The organism is Bradyrhizobium sp. NBAIM14 (assembly GCF_020193895.1).
In the GTDB taxonomy this organism is placed as follows: Bacteria; Pseudomonadota; Alphaproteobacteria; order Rhizobiales; family Xanthobacteraceae; genus Bradyrhizobium; species Bradyrhizobium yuanmingense.
This window is the reverse complement of the sequence record NZ_JADYVQ010000010.1, coordinates 170,454-187,999: the sequence shown is the minus strand read 5'-3', so window position 1 is coordinate 187,999 and position 17,546 is coordinate 170,454. Positions and strand designations below refer to the sequence as shown.

General features: G+C 64.8%; 14 protein-coding genes. 6 read left to right on the top strand and 8 right to left on the bottom strand.

Annotated elements, in window-relative coordinates:
* Window positions 1-35: 35 nt before the first annotated feature.
* Window positions 36-1,730, top strand: a complete 1,695-nt coding sequence (locus tag I6F28_RS23345) for a bifunctional diguanylate cyclase/phosphodiesterase (RefSeq protein ID WP_225141273.1) — start codon at window positions 36-38, stop codon at window positions 1,728-1,730.
* Between the two features lie 114 nt (window positions 1,731-1,844).
* Here I6F28_RS23345 and I6F28_RS23340 read toward each other — a convergent pair whose 3' ends face one another.
* The 7 genes from I6F28_RS23340 to I6F28_RS23310 form a co-directional block, all read right to left on the bottom strand.
* Window positions 1,845-3,353: a tripartite tricarboxylate transporter permease gene (locus tag I6F28_RS23340; protein ID WP_225126232.1), complete on the bottom strand. Its 1,509-nt coding sequence runs from the start codon at window positions 3,351-3,353 to the stop codon at window positions 1,845-1,847.
* A 5-nt stretch (window positions 3,354-3,358) separates the two neighbouring features.
* Entirely contained in the window at window positions 3,359-3,844 is a 486-nt protein-coding gene (locus I6F28_RS23335; RefSeq protein WP_074447634.1) for a tripartite tricarboxylate transporter TctB family protein, read from the bottom strand.
* 183 nt (window positions 3,845-4,027) lie between these two features.
* A complete protein-coding gene (locus tag I6F28_RS23330) occupies window positions 4,028-5,005 on the bottom strand; it encodes a tripartite tricarboxylate transporter substrate binding protein (RefSeq protein WP_036023927.1) in 978 nt (325 codons plus the stop codon).
* Between the two features lie 184 nt (window positions 5,006-5,189).
* Window positions 5,190-8,057, bottom strand: coding sequence for a PAS-domain containing protein (locus tag I6F28_RS23325; protein ID WP_225141270.1), 2,868 nt, complete (start codon window positions 8,055-8,057; stop codon window positions 5,190-5,192).
* 229 nt (window positions 8,058-8,286) lie between these two features.
* The gene (locus I6F28_RS23320; RefSeq protein WP_109142104.1) at window positions 8,287-9,162 is read right to left on the bottom strand and encodes a GNAT family N-acetyltransferase; all 876 of its coding nucleotides are present in this window, start codon (window positions 9,160-9,162) and stop codon (window positions 8,287-8,289) included.
* 95 nt (window positions 9,163-9,257) lie between these two features.
* Window positions 9,258-10,238, bottom strand: coding sequence for an amino acid--[acyl-carrier-protein] ligase (locus I6F28_RS23315; protein ID WP_225130509.1), 981 nt, complete (start codon window positions 10,236-10,238; stop codon window positions 9,258-9,260).
* Window positions 10,239-10,294: 56 nt separating this feature from the next.
* Window positions 10,295-11,512, bottom strand: a complete 1,218-nt coding sequence (locus I6F28_RS23310; RefSeq protein WP_109142106.1) for an acyl-CoA dehydrogenase family protein — start codon at window positions 11,510-11,512, stop codon at window positions 10,295-10,297.
* Window positions 11,513-11,872: 360 nt separating this feature from the next.
* Here I6F28_RS23310 and I6F28_RS23305 point away from each other — a divergent pair, with 360 nt between their 5' ends.
* The 3 genes from I6F28_RS23305 to mtnA all read left to right on the top strand — a co-directional run bounded on the left by I6F28_RS23305 (window position 11,873) and on the right by mtnA (window position 14,245).
* Window positions 11,873-12,145, top strand: a complete 273-nt coding sequence (locus tag I6F28_RS23305; protein WP_036002155.1) for a phosphopantetheine-binding protein — start codon at window positions 11,873-11,875, stop codon at window positions 12,143-12,145.
* Window positions 12,146-12,232: 87 nt separating this feature from the next.
* A complete protein-coding gene (locus I6F28_RS23300; protein WP_036023920.1) occupies window positions 12,233-13,108 on the top strand; it encodes an S-methyl-5'-thioadenosine phosphorylase in 876 nt (291 codons plus the stop codon).
* A 30-nt stretch (window positions 13,109-13,138) separates the two neighbouring features.
* Window positions 13,139-14,245, top strand: coding sequence for an S-methyl-5-thioribose-1-phosphate isomerase (gene mtnA, locus I6F28_RS23295; protein WP_225141268.1), 1,107 nt, complete (start codon window positions 13,139-13,141; stop codon window positions 14,243-14,245).
* 120 nt (window positions 14,246-14,365) lie between these two features.
* Here the strand turns inward: mtnA and I6F28_RS23290 are convergent, their stop codons facing one another.
* On the bottom strand, window positions 14,366-15,001 hold the full coding sequence (locus I6F28_RS23290) for an HAD-IA family hydrolase (protein WP_036002146.1): 636 nt from the start codon (window positions 14,999-15,001) through the stop codon (window positions 14,366-14,368).
* 104 nt (window positions 15,002-15,105) lie between these two features.
* Between I6F28_RS23290 and I6F28_RS23285 the strand changes: the two genes are divergently transcribed.
* Together I6F28_RS23285 and I6F28_RS23280 are read left to right on the top strand one after the other, a co-directional pair.
* Window positions 15,106-15,864 carry a S1 family peptidase gene (locus I6F28_RS23285; protein WP_225141266.1) on the top strand — a complete coding sequence of 253 codons (759 nt, stop codon included), beginning with the start codon at window positions 15,106-15,108 and terminating at the stop codon, window positions 15,862-15,864.
* Window positions 15,865-15,989: 125 nt separating this feature from the next.
* Window positions 15,990-17,492, top strand: a complete 1,503-nt coding sequence (locus I6F28_RS23280) for a flavin-containing monooxygenase (protein ID WP_225141264.1) — start codon at window positions 15,990-15,992, stop codon at window positions 17,490-17,492.
* Window positions 17,493-17,546 lie beyond the last annotated feature (54 nt).

Below are 17,546 nucleotides of genomic sequence, written 5' to 3'. Positions count from 1 at the left end.
TCAGGACTTCTCCACTGTCCCGAAACGAGGCGACTTTGACCCCTGGATTGCCGCAAGCCTCCGACATCCTGGCCGCGCTCGGTCAGGCCGTGTTCGCCTGGGACATCGCCAGCGATGCCATCGTCTGGGGTGAGCAGGTCAGCGCCGTTTTCCCCGGCATTCCCGCCGAGCGGCTTTCGACCGGCGCCGAATTCGCCAAGCTGATCGAGCCCGCGCAAACGCTGCGGACGGCGGCGCTGGCACTGACGTCCCCGGTGCACGGCGCCGACGGCACCCCTTACCGAATCGAGTACGGCGTGCGCATGAGCGCCTCCGATCCCGTGATCTGGATCGAGGAGACCGGCCGCTGGTTCGCAGGTCCCGACGGCCGTCCCACGCGAGCGATCGGCTCCGTCCGCATCAACAATGAGCGCCACGCCCGGGACGAGGAATTGAGCAGGCTGGCCCGGCTCGATCCGCTGACCGGCGAGCTCAACCGCTCGCATCTGATCGCGGCGCTGGCCGAGGCGATCGAGGAGACCACGCGCTTCCGCTCGACAGCGGCCTTCATGCTGGTCGGCATCGATCATCTCGCCCGCGTCAACGATGCTTTCGGCTTCGACGTCGCCGACGCCGTGATCCTCGACGTCGCCAAGCGCATTCGCGCGCGCCTGCGCGGCGGCGACGTGCTGGGGCGCTTCTCCGGCAACAAGTTCGGCCTGATCCTGAAGAACTGCACCGTCGACGACATGAACGTGGCCGCCGAGCGCTTCCTCGCCGGCATCCGCGACGAGGTGGTGCCGACCAAATCCGGTCCGGTCTCGGTCACCGCGTCGATCGGCGCGGTCAGCCTGCCGCGCTATGCCCGCAACACCGACGAGGCCGTCAACCGCGCCCATGAGACGCTGGACGCCGCCAAGCGCCGCCGCTCCGGCTCGTTCGCGGCCTGGCGTCCGGATGCCGCGCGCGACGCACAGCGCCGCGTCAACATCCGCGTCACCGACGAGATCGTCACCGCGCTCAACGAGCGCCGCATCAGGCTCGCCTATGAGCCCGTCGTCTCGGCTGTCTCGCGCGAGCGCGCATTCCATGAATGCCTGGTGCGGATGGACCAGGGCGACGGCCAGGTGCTGCTCGCGCCCGACATCGTGCCGGTCGCCGAACGGCTCGGCCTGATCCGCCTGGTCGATCACCGCGTGCTCGAGCTCGTGGTCGCCGAGCTCGCGGCGGCGCCCGACGTCTGCCTCAGCCTCAACATCTCGCCGGATACGACCATGGATCCGGACTGGTGGGCGGGGATCGAATCGCTGATGCTGGCCCATCCCGGCGTCGCCGAGCGGCTGATCGTCGAGATCACCGAGACGGTCGCGATCCAGGACATCGACGACGTCCGCGCCTTCGTCAGCCGCCTCAAGCATTTCGGCAGCCGCATCGCCATCGACGATTTCGGCGCCGGCTACACCTCGTTCCGCAATTTGCGCAAGCTCGGCGTGGACATCGTCAAGATCGACGGCGCCTTCGTGCAGAACATCACCCATTCCGCCGACGACCGCGCCTTCGTGCAGACCCTGATCGACCTCGCCCGCCGCCTCGACATCAAGACCGTCGCCGAATGGGTGCAGGACGACGAAGCCGCAAACATGTTGCGCGACTGGGGCTGCGACTACATCCAGGGCCGCCTGATCGGGCTGGCTTCGGCGGAACGCCCGTGGGGCGTGCCGCCGGACAGCGCGCTGCCTGCGGCGGGCTGAGATGGCGTAGGGTGGGTTAGCCGAAGGCGTAGCCCACCACTTTACGATCCGCGTCGAGAGAGAAGCGGTGGATTACGCCTTCGGCTAATCCACCCTACAGACTACGAGATCTTCTCACGCTCCCTCGTCCAGCGCCACAAGCTCGCGCTTCTTGCGCAGCGACGGCAGCAGCGGCGCGATCAGCAGCACCAGGGCAAACACAAGACACACTGCCGAGATCGGCCGCTGCACGAAGGTCCAGAGATCGCCCTGCGACAGGATCAGCGACTTGCGCAAATTGTTCTCCATCATCGGACCCAGCACGAAGGCCAGCACCAGTGGCGCCGGCTCGTAGCCGAGCTTGCGCATGAAATAGCCGATGATCCCGAACGCGATCATCACATAGACGTCGAACACGTTGTTGCTCGAGCAGTAGACGCCGAGGATCGTGAACAGGATGATCAGGGGGAACAGGATGTTGTAGGGCAGCTTGAGCAGCTGCACCCACATGCCGATCATCGGCAGGTTCAGGATCAGCAGCATGACGTTGCCGATATACATGCTGGCGACGATGCCCCAGAACAGGCCGGGGTTCTGCGTGATCATCAGCGGGCCCGGCTGCAGGCCGTGAATGACGAAGGCTCCGAGCAGCAGCGCCATCACCACGTTCGGCGGGATGCCGAGCGTCATCAGCGGAATGAAGGCGCCGCCGGCTGCGGCGTTGTTCGCCGATTCCGGGCCGGCGACGCCCTCGATCGCGCCGTGGCCGAACCTTTCAGGGGTCTTCGACAGCCGCTTCTCCAGCGCGTAGGACGCGAATGACGAGACCACGGCGCCGCCGCCCGGCAGGATGCCGAGGAAAAAGCCGAGGATGGTGCCGCGGCCGACCGGACCGGCGCTCGCCTTCCAGTCCTCCTTGCTCGGCAGGAGATGGGTGATCCTGGTGTTGATGACGTCGCGCTTGATCGCCTGCTCGGTGTTGAGCAGCACCTCGGCGACGCCGAACAGGCCCATCACCACGGGCACGAGGCCGATGCCGTCGATCAGCTCCATGCGGCCGAAGGTCAGTCGCGGCTGCGCGGTGATGCTGTCGAGCCCGATCAGCCCGAGCACGACACCGATGCACGCCATCAGCAATGCCTTCGGCATCGATCCCTGGGTGAGGAAGGTGAGCACGACGAGGCCGAGCACCATCAGGCTGAAATACTCGGCCGGGCCGAAAGCAATGGCGAGACTGGCGAGCTTCGGCGCCACCAACATCAAGGCGACCAGCGCAAAGGTGCCGGCAGCGAAGGAGCCGAACGCGGCGATGCCGAGCGCGGGGCCCGCACGGCCCTGCTTCGCCATTTGGTGGCCGTCGATGCAGGTGACGACGGAGGCCGCCTCGCCGGGGATGTTGACCAGGATCGAGGTGGTCGAGCCGCCATACATCGAGCCGTAATAAATGCCGGCCATCATGATGATGCCGGATTCCGGCGTTCCCGACAGCGTCACCGGTAGCAGTAGCGACATCGCCGAGATCGGGCCGATGCCGGGCAGCACGCCGACCAGCGTGCCAATGAACACGCCGATGAAGCAGTAGAGCAGGTTGATCGGCAGCAGCGCGACGCCGAATCCATGTGCCACGTTGACAAGCGTATCCATGGGGGTCAGCCGATCCCGAACAGGCCTGACGGCAACTGGATCAACAGCAGCCGCTTGAGCACCCACCACATGCCCGAGGGCACCAGCACCGCGATCGGAATCGCCAGCGTCCAGCGCACCGGATCGATCAGCCGCAACAGCAGCAGCATCAGCGGGATCGATGACAGCAGGAATCCCAGCGGCTCCAGCGCGAACGCGAATGCAGTGAGGCAGGCGATGAGGACAAGCGGCTTGCTCCAGCGCACGTTCTCCCAGCGCGAGGCCAGCGTCGGCCCGCCCTCGGTGATCGCCGAGACGATGATCGCGCTCGCGAACACGCACATCAGGATGCCCGTGTAGAACAGCACATAGCCGGAGCCGGGATCGTTGATGGTGCCGAGCCTGAGCTTCAAGCCCGACCAGATCACGAAGCCGCCGAGTGCGAGCCCGATCAGCCCGCCCCAGAGTTCGGAGTTGCTGAGGCGGAGCTTGACGTTGGTTGGATCGTTCATCGATTCTCTCTCGTGCCCCGGACGCAGCGCAGCACCGCAAGTTGCGTTCACGCACGTCTTCGACGTGCTATGGCAGGTGCGCTGCAAAGCCGGGGCCCATGCGTGTGGGCGAAGAAGATGGGTCCCGGCACTGCGCAGCAGCGTTGCACGCTGCAGCGCGTCCGGGACACAAGCAGCGCGGTCTTACTTCTTCGCGAGCCCGAGCGTCTCGATCACCTTGCGCTCGGATTCCGTGACCTCGACGATGAATTTCTTGTAATCCTCGGTGTTCTTGTAGTTCGGCACCATGTCGTATTTGGCGAGCGTCGCCACCACCGCGGGGTCTTCGACCGCCTTCTTGAAGGCGTCGTGCAGCTTGGCCACGATCTTGGGATCCATCCCTTTCGGTCCTGCAATGCCGAACGGGGAATCGTAGACCATGGGATAGCCGAGCTCCTTCAGCGTCGGCACGTCGGGATAGTTCGGCGAGCGCGCGCCGGTCCACACCATCAGGAGCCGCAGCTTGCCGGCGTCGACCAGCGGCCGCCATCCCGTGGAATCAGCCTGCAGCATGGTGTGCTGTCCCAGCACGGCGGCGTTGGTCTCCGCGCCGCCCTTGAAAGGGACCTGGGTCAGCTTGATGCCGGACATCGCGGCGATCTGCTCCATGCCGATATGCAGCGAGGTGCCGGCGCCGGGCGTGGCATAGGTCACCTTGCCCGGATTCGCCTTTGCGAACTCCACCACGTCCTTCCAGCTCTTGAACTGCGATTCCGCGCTCGTGGTCACGCCGAAGGTGTAGCCGGTGAGATGGACGATATAGGTGAAATCCTTTGCCGGATCCCACGACACCTCCTGCATCAAGGGCAGGCGAAACACGGTGATCGGGATCTGCGAGATGGTATAGCCGTCCGGCTTCGCCGCCGCGGCCATCGTCGCCGGCCCGACCGTGCCGCTGCCGCCGGCCTTGTTGTCGATCACGATCGGCTGGCCTAGCACCTTCGAGGCGCTGTCGGCGATCGCGCGCATCGAGAGATCAGTCGATCCGCCGGCCGGCCAAGGCACGATCAACGTGATCGGCTTCGTTGGATAGTCCTGCGCATTGACCGCCGTGGAGAGCAATAAGCCCATGACGGCGTGCACCGCGGCAAATGCAATCGTCTTCAGCCCGTATCCCGACATCGAAAGCCTCCCTCGCGGCGGCCTCTCTGGGGGCGCCGTCTCTCGTTGCGAGGCGATTGTTCCTGAATTTGACGGAGAAGAAAAGCGTGTTGCGCGCATCGCTGTGCGGCCGTCGGTCAGCTAACGCCGACAGAGCCGACCTCTGCGACAATGCCGAGAGGCGGAATTTGAGCGGCCGAAGCGGTCAGGCCACCCGCCGGACCGTGTTCAGCGTCTCGATGGTGCGGCCGACTTCCGAGGCGAGACACGGCTTGCCGAAATAATAGCCTTGGACCGCGGTGCAGCCGCATTCGCGGACGAAGTCGAGCTGTTCCTCGGTTTCCACGCCCTCCGCCGTGGTCTCGACGCCGAGCACGGAGCCGAGGCTCGCGATCGTTCTGACGATGGCAACGCTCTCCGGGCTTTCGCCGAGCGTTCCGACGAAGGAGCGATCGATCTTGATGCGGTCGAACGGAAACTTGCGCAGATAGCTCAGGGAGGAATAGCCGACCCCGAAATCGTCGAGGCTGACGCGCACCCCGAGTGCGCGGAGCTGGTGCAGGATGTCGATGGTCGCCTTGCTGTCGTCGAGCAGCGCCGTCTCCGTGACCTCGAGCTCGAGCCGCTGCGGCGGCAGGCCGGCTTCCGCAAGCGCGCTCGTGACCATCGCCACCAGGCCGCGGGAGCGGAATTGCACCGGAGACAGGTTCACCGCGACGGTGACGCCGGGCCAGGACGCGGCGGTGGCGCAGGCCGTGCGCAGCACCCATTCGCCGATCGGAACGATCAGCCCGTTCTCCTCCGCAATCGGGATGAACTCGGCCGGAGAGACGAAGCCGCGCGAGGGATGCTTCCAGCGCAGCAATGCCTCGAAGCCGGTGAGCTCGGAGGAATCGAGCCGCATCTGCGGTTGAAACACCAGGTGGAATTCACGCCCTTCCAGCGCGCCGACCAGGTCCTGCTCCAGCGCGTGCCGGCTGCGCGCCTGTTCCTCCATCTCGGGCTCGAACAACTGATAGGCTCCGCGCCCCTTGGCCTTGGCCTGGTAGAGCGCGAGGTCGGCGCATTTCATCAGCTCATCGGCATCGAGTCCGTGGTCGGGCGCGATCGCGATGCCGACGGAGACGCCGACATGGATCGACTGGCTTTCCAGCGGCGGCGGATGACCGATGATCTCGACCAGGCGGCGGGCGAGCGCCTCGGCCGATTGCGGCTGCGGCCCGCGCTGGAGCACGGCGAACTCGTCGCCGCCAAGCCGCGCGACGGTGTCGTGCTCGCCGACATTCTCCTTGAGGCGCGCCGCGACCCAGCGCAGCAGGCGGTCGCCGGCGGCGTGGCCGAGGCGGTCGTTGACGGTCTTGAAATTGTCGAGGTCGAAGCACAGCACGGCCATGGCGCCGCCGGCGATCGCGACCTGGTTCAGCCCCTCGCCCATCTTCTCGCGGAACAGCGTGCGGTTGGGCAGGTCGGTGAGCGAATCGTGCCGCGCCATGTGCGCCACCCGGGCCTGGGCCTTGTGGCGCTCGGTGACGTCCTCATAGGTCACGACCCAGCCACCATGCTCCATCCGCTTGTGGTTGAGCTTGATGATGCGGCCGTCGTTCAAATGGCGGTGCAGCGTGTGCTCGCCCTCGCGCAGCCTCTCGACGTAGTCGGCATAGAGCTTGGCGCCGGTCATGTTCGGATGGATGCCGAGCTCGCAGGCGTGCTCCATGATGTCGCGCATCGAGACGCCTGGCTTCACGGTCTCCGGCGACAATCCATACATCTCGATGTAGCGGCGGTTGCAGACGATCACGCGCAGGCTGCCGTCGAGCATGCACAGGCCCTGGCTCATGTTGTTTAGGGCGGCGTCGAACCGGCGGTACTGCTCGCTCAGCTCCTCGATCGCACGCTCGCGCTCGGTAATGTCCTCATAGGTGGCGACGAAGCCGCCTTCGGCCAGCGCGCAATAGCGCACCGAGATCACCGTGTCGTTCGACATGCGCCGGCGCATCGGCGAGGAATCACGGCTTGCGATCCGCGCGCGGGCGGCTTTGAGGATCTGCTGCGGGCTGTATTCCGGGGAGAACGCGCCGTTCGCCATGGATCGCTCGATCAGCTCGGCGAGGTGTGTGCCGGGGCGGGTCTCCTCCGGCGACAACAGGTAGATCTTGAGGTAGGTGGAGTTGCAGACCCGAAGCCGCATGTCGCTGTCGAAGAAGGCGAGCCCGTGCGCCATGTTCTCCAGCGCCGCATCGAGGATGAAATTCTGCTGCCGCAGCGTTTCCTCGTATTGCAGCCGCTCCGTGACGTCCTCGTGCACCGTCACCCAGCCGCCGTCGGGCAGGAAGCGGGAGACCGCCTGCACCATCCGTCCGTCGTAGCGCATCACCAGCAGCGTCTTCGGCTTCCTGCTGCGCACGTCCTCCAGCCGGTTCTGGTAGAATTCGTCGCCCGACATGCCCGGCAGGTTGCCGCGCGACATCCAGTGCTCGATCACCGTGGAATGCGCGACGCCCGGCTTCACGATCTCGGGGTCGAGGTTGTAGAGCTTCAGGAACCGTTCGTTGCAGACGACGACACGGCTGTCGACGTCGTACATGATCAGTCCGTGCGACATGTTGGCGAGCGCGTGCTGGCTGCGCTCGGTCTGCACGCGCAGTTCCGCTTCGAGCCGGGCGAGGCGGGTGACGTCGTCGCAGATCGTCATCCAGCCGCCGCCGGGGAGCGGCTTCAGCTCGAGCGCCATGACGAGGCCGCTCGCCAGCATTTGCTCGGTGCGGAACGGCTTGCCCGCGGCGATCTGCGCCATCCGCCTCGAATACAACGTGTCGAGCTGGTCTTGCGGAAAGTTGCCGCGGCTTGCGCTGTGCGCGAGCACCTCGCGATAGCTGGTGCCGATCCGCACGATTTCGGCCGACATGTCGAACAGTCTGAGATAGCGCTGGTTCGTCACCACGATCCGGTTGTCGGCATCGTAGACGCAGACGCCCTGTTCCATGTGGTCGAGCGCAAGCTGGCTCAGCGCGACCAGGGCGCCTGGGCCCTGCTCACGGCCTGTACCAAGCTCGCTCTCGCGGGTCGACATCATGGGGTCGGCGGGGCCTCGGCCAGCAATAGACTGAATGCAGCCTAATTCAGCCGCCGAGGCTAGCGAACAGGCCGGAAAATTCCCTTAAGCGCCGTAGTTTACGGAGGATGACCGGCGATGGTGAGCGCACGCGTAAACGGCCCGCTGCCAAGGCGATAGGCCGTAGCTCCGGACGAGCGCGGCGATATTCCCGCTCCGCTCGTACAGATTTACAGCGCCGGGCGTTGCTCTACGGCCCGTACAGCACGAGCTCCGTATCGGTGAGGTCGCCGAGCTGTGGCTGGTGCGGGCCCCTGAAGTATTTCCGGCCGCGCCGCTCGGTGTAGATGCCGACGAGGCCGGGAACCGGACCGTTGGCATCGACGGCCACCGCGATCTTGCCGAGCCGCAGCAGCAGCCGTCCGATGCGGCCGGCGCATTCGGCAAATTCTGCGGTGCTCCGGCAATAGATCAGCTTCATGGCGGGCGGTGCGATGAAACCGCGGCGGATGCGCACCGGTTGCAGGATGAAGGGGAAGGTTCCCTTCGGCGTGCGGCATACCAGACTGAGGCAATTGTAACGCGCATGTCGCGTCAAAAGCTCGGTCTCCGCCTCGGAAAGCCCCTTGATCTCCTTGGCGTGCGGCGGAATGACCTCGATCTCGTTCCAGCGCGGGACGCGCGCTAGCGCAGGGACCGAGAAGAATATGCCGCGGCAATAGGCGCGAAAGCCCTGCGTCTCGATGATTGGCCAGGTCCACTGCGCCGGGCTGATGTTGAAATAAGTGACGTGCTTGTGCCGCTGGGCGATCTTGGTCAGCAGCGGCGCGTAGTTGCGGTAGGCCGGGTCGACATACCAGCTCGACAAATTGCACCGGATGGCGGTCTCGTCGCCCTCCTTGCGTTCGCTGTAGATCAAGAGCAGCACGCCGACGGGCGTGCCGTCGTCGTCGAGCATGTAGCCGAAGCGCGGATAGCCCTCCGGCGCGGCCCGGAAGGCCTGCCGGCGCAGACCCTGGATCCAGTAGTCGCGTGAACGGCCGACGAAGCCGCGCGTCAGCAAGTCCGCGATCTTATCGACGTCGGACTCGGTGATCTCGCGGCATCGGACCTTGGTATGGATCACGCTCGTCTTGCCCGTGGAAATGGTCGGCCTCGTGAGGTCTATCGTTTCAGCATGATCTTCTCGGAAAACCGCTCCGCACTTTTCCGGATCATGCTCTAGCGCCAGCCTTCGCCATGGGCCTCGGCCGCGACAGGCGGCTGCAGGGCCAGGATGTCCCGCACCTTGGCGGGCCAGGCGGAAAGATCGGTGCCGTGGGTGTGGAACATGGCGACGGCCAGGCGGTCCATGCCGAAGGCCACGCAGCCGGTGTGCGCCGGCTCGCCATCGGCGTCCTGGATTCCCCAGGTCGTGCCGAAATGCTCGCGGTGATAGTTGAAGCTCATGCACGCCGTCGGCTGCTCTTCCGAGCGCAGCGGGATGAGCAGCTCGAACTTGAGCTGCTGCTGCTTCTGGCTCACCGCCTTCATCTGGCCGACCCGGCCGAAGAACGGATCGCTGGCATAGTCGACGCGGAAGCTGAGGCCGAGGTCGGTCGCGATCTTCTGCGCGCGCACCATCCAGCGCTCGCGGAAATCAGCGACGTCGTCTGGGCTGCCGATGCAGACATATTCGCGCATGCGGAACGATTGCAGCCGGTCGAGATGCTTCGACGGCTCGCGGCGGAAGCAATCCGCGGCAACGTCGAAGCGCAGCCCGCCCTTCGGCAAAGGTCCGCGGCTCGCCGCGATCGGATAGACCGGATAGCAGGCCGCCGGCGACAGCACGAGATCGGCCGGCGACAGCGAAGTCGTCCAGTCGCCGCCGGCATCGAAGCGGCTCACCGCGGCGTTGATCTCGCGTTCGGTGCCGTGCAGGCCGCAGACGCAGCCGAGCAGGTTGGGAAAGCTCTTGAGATAGCCGGACTTCTCCAGCTGCGAGCGGCTCATCACCGGCGGGAAGCGCATCACCTCGGTGCCGGCCTCGCGATGACCGGTGATCAGCGCGGCGAGCTTCTCGACAATGCCCTCGTAGAGCGCGGTGCGGGCATAGACGCCATCGGCGCCCATGCGGTGGAACAGCTGGTCGGCGAGATGATCGAGCGGATCGATCATTTGCGGCGCGGTGGTGGGCGAGTCGGGGAGGACGGCAATATTCATGGTTCGATGTCCTGCTATCTCAAAATTGTTCTTGTTGAATCGGCCGCGGAGGTACGTCAGTCGCGAAGGCTCGCCGGCACCCCGCTCATCAATGTCGACGTCGCGGCATTGGCCAGGATCCGGTCGTTGTTGATCATGATCGGCGACGACAGCACGTCGCGGAGGTGGCGGCCCATCGTGAACTCGCCGTCGTTGCGATAGCCGGCAAGTCCCGCGGTGCGCATCGCGTGCATCACGGTCTCGACCGCGAGCTCGGAGGCCTGCACCTTCAAGAGCGTAATCGAGGACTGGAAGTCGAGCGAGCTCAGAGCACGCTCGTCATGCTCGACGCGGGCGAAAGCGTCGATATTGGCTGATATCAGAGCGCGCAGCTTGGCCAGCGACATCTTGGCGGCGGTGAAGTGCGCCGCGGCCGGGGGCATCTGTCCGCCGGACGAGCGGGCCGCCTTGCGGATGAAGGCCTGCGCGCGCGTCACCGCCGCAGCGGCGATGCCGGCCCAGGCCGACGACCAGCACAGATGCGCGAACGGCGTCATGGTCTGGGCGTGGATCTTGTCATAGGATTCCGGGAAGATGCGGTCGGCGGGGCAGTCGACCTTCAGCTCGAACCCGGTCGAGCAGGTGCCGCGCATGCCGAGCGTTTCCCAGCCCAGCGTCCGCTTCAGCGAATAATCGTCCTTGGCGAGCGCCAGCAGCACCTGGTCGGAGGCGGCGGCTTCGGTGGCGCGGCGGGCGATGGTGACGAGGCCATCGGCTTCGGCGCCGTAGGAGATCACAGTGGCGTCGCGCACCAGCGAGACGGTATCGCCGGCATGGTCGACCGCAGCTGCGCTGGCGCGGATGTTGCCGCCGTTCTGGCCTTCGGTGGTGGAGGAGGCGAGCAGCCACTGGTCGCGGGCGACCCGGCGCATCATGGTCTCCATCCAGGGGATGCCATGGCCGTGCCTGATGACGCAGGCGACCTTGGTCTGGTGCATCGCGTAGATCATCGCCGTGGACGCGCAGGCGCGTCCGAGCGTGTAGCAGATGTCGGTGACGTCATGGATCGAGGCGCCGAAGCCGCCGAACTCGACCGGAATCATCACGCCGAGCAGCTTCTGCTCGCGTGCGACGTCGAAAGCCCGGTGCGGGAAGCGGGCGTCGCGATCGACCTCGTCGGCGTCGGCCGCGGCCGCTGCGGCGGTCCGGGCGGCGCGCTCGATCAGGGAGGGACCCTGCTCGAGAAAGCTCGTCTGCATTTCGTCGACAGTGAGGACTGCTTCACGCACGTTCATGCTCGTCCGCCTCCGGTTTGCCGTTCGAGATCGCCGGCATCATTCGCGATGCCGCTTGAGGCGATCCTCCAGCCATCTTTGCTTGTGAGACGAGGCTACGGATTTAATTCAAATTCGTCGATGAAATAGAGGGTAAACAAAACCCAATTCCGAACGAACAGTTAAGGTCCGGTTGTTCGCATCGCCGGATTTTCCGGTATCGCGTTAGGACTCTGGAAGAAGGGCTGGATTTCCGACAATCTGAGTCATCGTTTACTAAGAAACGCGAAGTATTGGTGTCGCCCATTGCAGGACCGGCAGCCCGCACCCATCGTAGCCGGCAGTCCGGTCCGCCTCCGATAGACAGATGGGAATTTGCCGATGCAGGCCTTTGATACCGTTTTGCGCAATCGCATCATCAAGCTGGTGAAGGGCATCCTCGAACAGAATTCGCTCACCGCGAACGTTACGCCTTCGGCCAAGCTCGTCGATATCGGCCTGACCTCGATGGACATGGTCAATCTCATGCTCGGCGTCGAGGCCGAATTCGACTTCACCATTCCGCAGTCCGAGATCACGCCGGAGAATTTCCAGTCCGTCGAGACGCTGGAGCGGATGGTCGCGATGCAGCTCCAGCCGGCGACCGCGGCTTAACAGGGGCGCATCTCCCCCCGTTCCAAATCCGCCGCAAAACTGGCATAGCTTAACCATGTCACATTTGGCGGACAGGGTGGAGCAGGCATGACGCAGGCGGTATTGGGCATCATCGGCGGCTCGGGCATATATGACCTGCCCGGCTTAGAGGGTGCGCGCGAAGAGGTGATCGAGAGCCCATGGGGCGAGCCGTCGGCTCCTTTAAGGCGTGGCTCCATCGCCGGCCTGCCGATCGTGTTCCTGCCCCGGCATGACAAGGGGCACCGGCTGTCCCCCTCCGACATCAATTATCGCGCCAACATCGACGTGCTGAAGCGCGCCGGCGTCACCGATTTGATCTCGCTCTCGGCCTGCGGTTCCTTCAGGGAGGAACTGCCCCCTGGGACCTTCGTTCTCGTCGATCAATTCGTCGATCGCACCCATAAGCGCGAGAGCTCGTTTTTCGGCCGCGGCTGCGTCGCGCATGTGTCGATGGCGCACCCGGTCTCGCCGCGGCTGCGCATCCATCTGGCGGCCGCCGCGGAAGCGGAAGGCATCTCTATCGCGCGCGGCGGCACTTATGTCTGCATGGAAGGGCCGCAATTCTCCACTTACGCGGAAAGCATGACCTACAAGACGCTGGGCTACTCGGTGATCGGCATGACCAATATGCCCGAAGCCAAGCTCGCCCGTGAGGCGGAGATCTGTTACGCCACTGTCGCCATGGTGACGGATTTCGACTGCTGGCATCCCGACCACGATGCGGTCACCGTGCAGGACATCATCCGCGTGCTGAATTCGAACGCCGACAAGGCGAAGGCGCTGGTGGCGCGGTTGGCCAAGGATTTTCCGCGTGAGCACGAGCCGTGCCCGATCGGTTCGGACCGTGCGCTCGACACCGCGCTGATCACGGCGCCCGAGGCGCGCGATCCCGAGCTCCTGAAGAAGCTCGATGCGGTGGCCGGGCGCATCCTGCGAGCGTGAGACGCAAGAAAAACGAAAAGGCAGAATGCCATGAAGGTCGACGGCAAGCATTTCCGCAGCATCTGGCGCGAGCGCGACGGCTGGTCGGTCGGCGCGATCGATCAGCGCCGGCTGCCGCATGAATTCGTCATTGCGCGGCTGACCTCGTGTGAAGATGCGGCCGTTGCTATCAGGGACATGCTGGTGCGCGGCGCGCCGCTGATCGGCGCCACGGCCGCCTACGGCATGGCGCTCGCGATGCGCGAGGACGCTTCCGACGCCGGGCTGCAACGCGCCTATGACACGCTGGTCGTGGCGCGGCCGACCGCGATCAATCTGAAATGGGCGCTGGACGAGATGCGCGCGGCGCTCGCGCCGATCGATCCGGTGGAACGGGCGGAAGCGGCCTATGCGCGCGCCGACGAGATCGCCGAGCAGGACGTCGAGATCAATCGCGGCATTGCCGACAACGGCCTGAAGCTGATCGAGGCCACCGCGGCGAAGAAGCCGGGCGAGGTGGTCAACGTGCTGACCCATTGCAACGCCGGCTGGCTCGCCACCGTCGACTGGGGCACGGCGACGGCGCCGATCTATCTCGCGCATGAGCGCGGCATCAAGGTCCATGTCTGGGTCGACGAGACGCGTCCGCGCAACCAGGGCGCCTCGCTCACGGCCTGGGAGCTTGGCCATCACGGCGTGCCGCACACGGTGATCCCGGACAATACCGGCGGACATCTGATGCAGCACGGCATGGTCGATCTCGCCATCGTCGGCACCGACCGCGTCGCCGCCAATGGCGACGTCTGCAACAAGATCGGTACTTACCTGAAGGCGCTTGCCGCGCATGACAATGGCGTGCCGTTCTACGTCGCGCTGCCGTCGCCGACGATCGATTTCGCCGTCCATGACGGCATCCGCGACATCCCGATCGAGCAGCGCAGCGGCGTGGAGGTCACCGACATGACCGGCCGCACCGCGGACGGCCGGCTGGAGACGGTACGCATCGTGCCCGAAAACTCGCCGGTCGCGAACTACGCCTTCGACGTGACGCCGGCGCGGCTCGTCACCGGTCTCATCACCGAGCGCGGCGTGCTGAAGCCGGACCGTGCCGCGCTGGCCGCGGCGTTTCCGGAGCGGACCTCTGCTGCGGCGAAGTAGATTTGGTTGGGCGATATCTCGCCACAACCGTCATTGCGAGCGCAGCGAAGCAATCCAGACTCCCTCCGCGGAAAGACTCTGGATTGCTTCGCTGCGCTCGCAATGACGGCGTATGTCGAACTACCCCAGCTTCAGCCCCGTCGCCGTCTCCAGCTCCGCGATCGCCTGCGCTCCGCTCGTCACCTTGATCGTGGTCATGCCCATCTGGCGCGCCGGCTTCAGGTTGACGCCGAGATCGTCGAGATAAACGCAATTGTTCGGGTCGACCTTCAGCGTCTCGACCATCATCTGGTAGATGCGTGGATCCGGCTTGCGCAGACCGATCTTGGCGGATTCGATGACGTGATCGAACAGCACCATGACTTCGGCGATGTAGAGAGAACGCCCCGTCATGCTGCCGATCGCGTTGGCCGGCAGATTGTTGGTGATGCAGCCGGTCTTGAATTGCGCCTTGATGCGCTTCAGGGCCTCGACCATCTCCGGGCGCAGATCGCCCTGCAGCAGCGGCAGCACGTCTCGGCCGCGCACCTCCGCACCGAGCGCGAGCGATTCGGCGGCGAACAATGCGTCGAACGTCTCGATGTCGACCTCGGCCCGCTCGAATTTGGCCCAGGCGTTTTCCAGATGATTGGCGGCGTTGGTGCGCCGGATGATATCGGCGGGCAGGCCGCGCTCGGTCTCGAACCGCGTGAACGCCTCGAAGGGCGAGCTCGTCAGCACGCCGCCGAAATCAAAGATCACCGCCTCGATCGCCAATGTCCTGCCCTCGTCAATTGCTTTCCAAGAGGGCTAGCATGCGCTATCGGCAAGAGCCAGTCCGAAGCAATCGCCCGCCTTCATCGATGCCGATGCGTGTTCCCATGAAGAAGCTCGCCACCCTCATCGCAGCTACGCTGCTGCTCGCTGCGCCCGCTCACGCCATCGTCGGCGGCGGCACGCCGCAGGCAGATGGCGTCGCCCGCGCCGTCGTCACCATCGTCGGCTCGCGCGGCAATTTCTGCACCGGCAGCCTGATCGCCCCGAGGCTGGTGTTGACGGTCGCCCATTGCGTGCCGCCGGGCGCGGATTACAAGGTGGTCGATCGCGGCGGCGACGGCCAGCCGCAATTGCTGAACGTGCGCACCGTCGCGATCCATCCGAACTTCAACATGCAGGCGATGCAGGCGCATCGCGCCACCGCCGACGTGGCGCTGCTGCAGTTGGAAATTCCACTGAAGGGAAAATCCACGGTGACGGTCGGCATGCCCACGATTCCAATTCAGGTCGGCAGTCGCTTCGTCGTCGCCGGCATCGGCGTCACGGTTCTCGGTGATGGCAAGAGCGGCGGCACCACGCGCGTGGCCGGCCTCGTTGCAACCGGGCAGCCCGGCACGCTGCAGATTCGTCTGGTCGATCCCGTAACCAACGGTGTTCGCGGCGGAATTGGCGCCTGCACCGGCGATTCCGGCGGCCCCGTGTTCGAGGACAGGTCGAACGGTCCCGTGCTCGTCGGCCTCATCAGCTGGTCGACAGGACCGAACGGCGCCGCCGGTTGCGGCGGCTTGACCGGCGTGACGCCGCTGACGCTCTATCGCGACTGGATCGTGCAGACCGCGCGGAGCTGGGGTGCGGCACTGTGATTTGACCGCGACTTGATCTATGTCATTTTGAAGCGGAGGCGCGGCGGGTGATCATGCCCGTCGCGGAGGAAACGCGCCGTCCAATCAAGGACGGCCACAAAGACAAGCAAGGCATAGAAGCAACAATGAATGTCGCTGTTCGCAGTCACGCCACGGCCAAACAGGCTTCTGAACATTTCGACGTGCTGATCGTCGGCGCCGGCATATCCGGCATCGGTAGCGCCTATCACATCCAGAAGCAGCTGCCGGGCACGAGCTACGTCATCCTGGAGACGCAGGAAACATTCGGCGGCACCTGGAGCACACATCGCTATCCCGGTATCCGCTCCGACAGCGATCTCCACACTTTCGGCTACAGCTTCAAGCCTTGGGTCGGCCCGCCGATTGCGACCGCCGAAGAGATCCTCTCCTATATGAAGGAGGTGATCGACGACAACGATATCGCGCGGCACATTCGCTACAAGCACAAGATCAATTCCGCGAGCTGGTCGAGCGAGCAGAATCTCTGGACCATTGACGCCGTGACGACCGACACCGGCGAGCCCAAGACCTTCACGGCGAACTTCCTCTGGATGTGCCAGGGCTATTATCGCCATTCCGAAGGCTACACGCCGGAATGGAAGGGCATGGACCGTTTCAAGGGCCGCATCGTCCATCCCCAGACCTGGCCCGACGATATCGACCTCACGAACAAGAAGGTCGTCGTGATCGGCTCGGGCGCGACCGCGGCAACACTGGTGCCGAACATCACCGACAAGTGCGCCCATGTCACCATGCTGCAGCGCTCGCCGACCTATTTCCGCCTCGGCCGCAACGCCATCGAGATCGCGGAAGAGCTGCGCCGGTTGCAGGTCGATGAAGCCTGGATCCACGAGATCGTGCGGCGCAAGATCCTGTTCGAGCAGGATGCGTTCACCAAGCTCTGCGTGTCCAAGCCCGAGCAGGTGAAGAAGGAGCTGATCGGCCAGATCAGCGCCGTGCTCGGTCCCGACTACGACGTCGAGACCCATTTCACGCCAAAATACCGGCCGTGGCGGCAGCGCATCGCCTTCGTGCCGGATGCCGATTTGTTCAAGGGCATCGCCAGCGGCAAGGCCTCCGTCGTCACCGACGAGATCGAATGCTTCGTCGAGAATGGCATCCAGCTCAAGTCCGGCAAGCTGCTTGAGGCCGATGTCGTCGTCACAGCGACCGGCTTCAATCTTGCCGCGCTCGGCGATATCGCCTTCGAGATCGACGGCAAGCCGCTGGCCTTCGGCGACACCGTCACCTATCGCGGCATGATGTTCACGGGCGTGCCGAACATGGTCTGGGTGTTCGGCTATTTCCGCGCCAGCTGGACGCTGCGCGTCGATCTCGTCGCCGATTTTGTCTGCCGGCTGCTCGGCCACATGAAGGCGAAGGGTGCAAAGAAGGTCGAGGTCAAGCTGCGGCCTGAAGACCACAACATGCCGATCCTGCCCTGGATCGATCCGGAAAACTTCAATCCCGGCTACATGATGCGCAACATGAACCTGTTGCCCAAGCGCGGCGACAAGCCGGAATGGCAGCACAGCCAGGATTACTGGACCGAGAAGGACGAGATTCCGAAGACGGACCTGGACGACAAGGCTTTCGTCTACAGTTGACGATGCCGATGTAAGGCGAGGTTAGCGATCGCCACTGTCGTCCCGGGGCGCGAA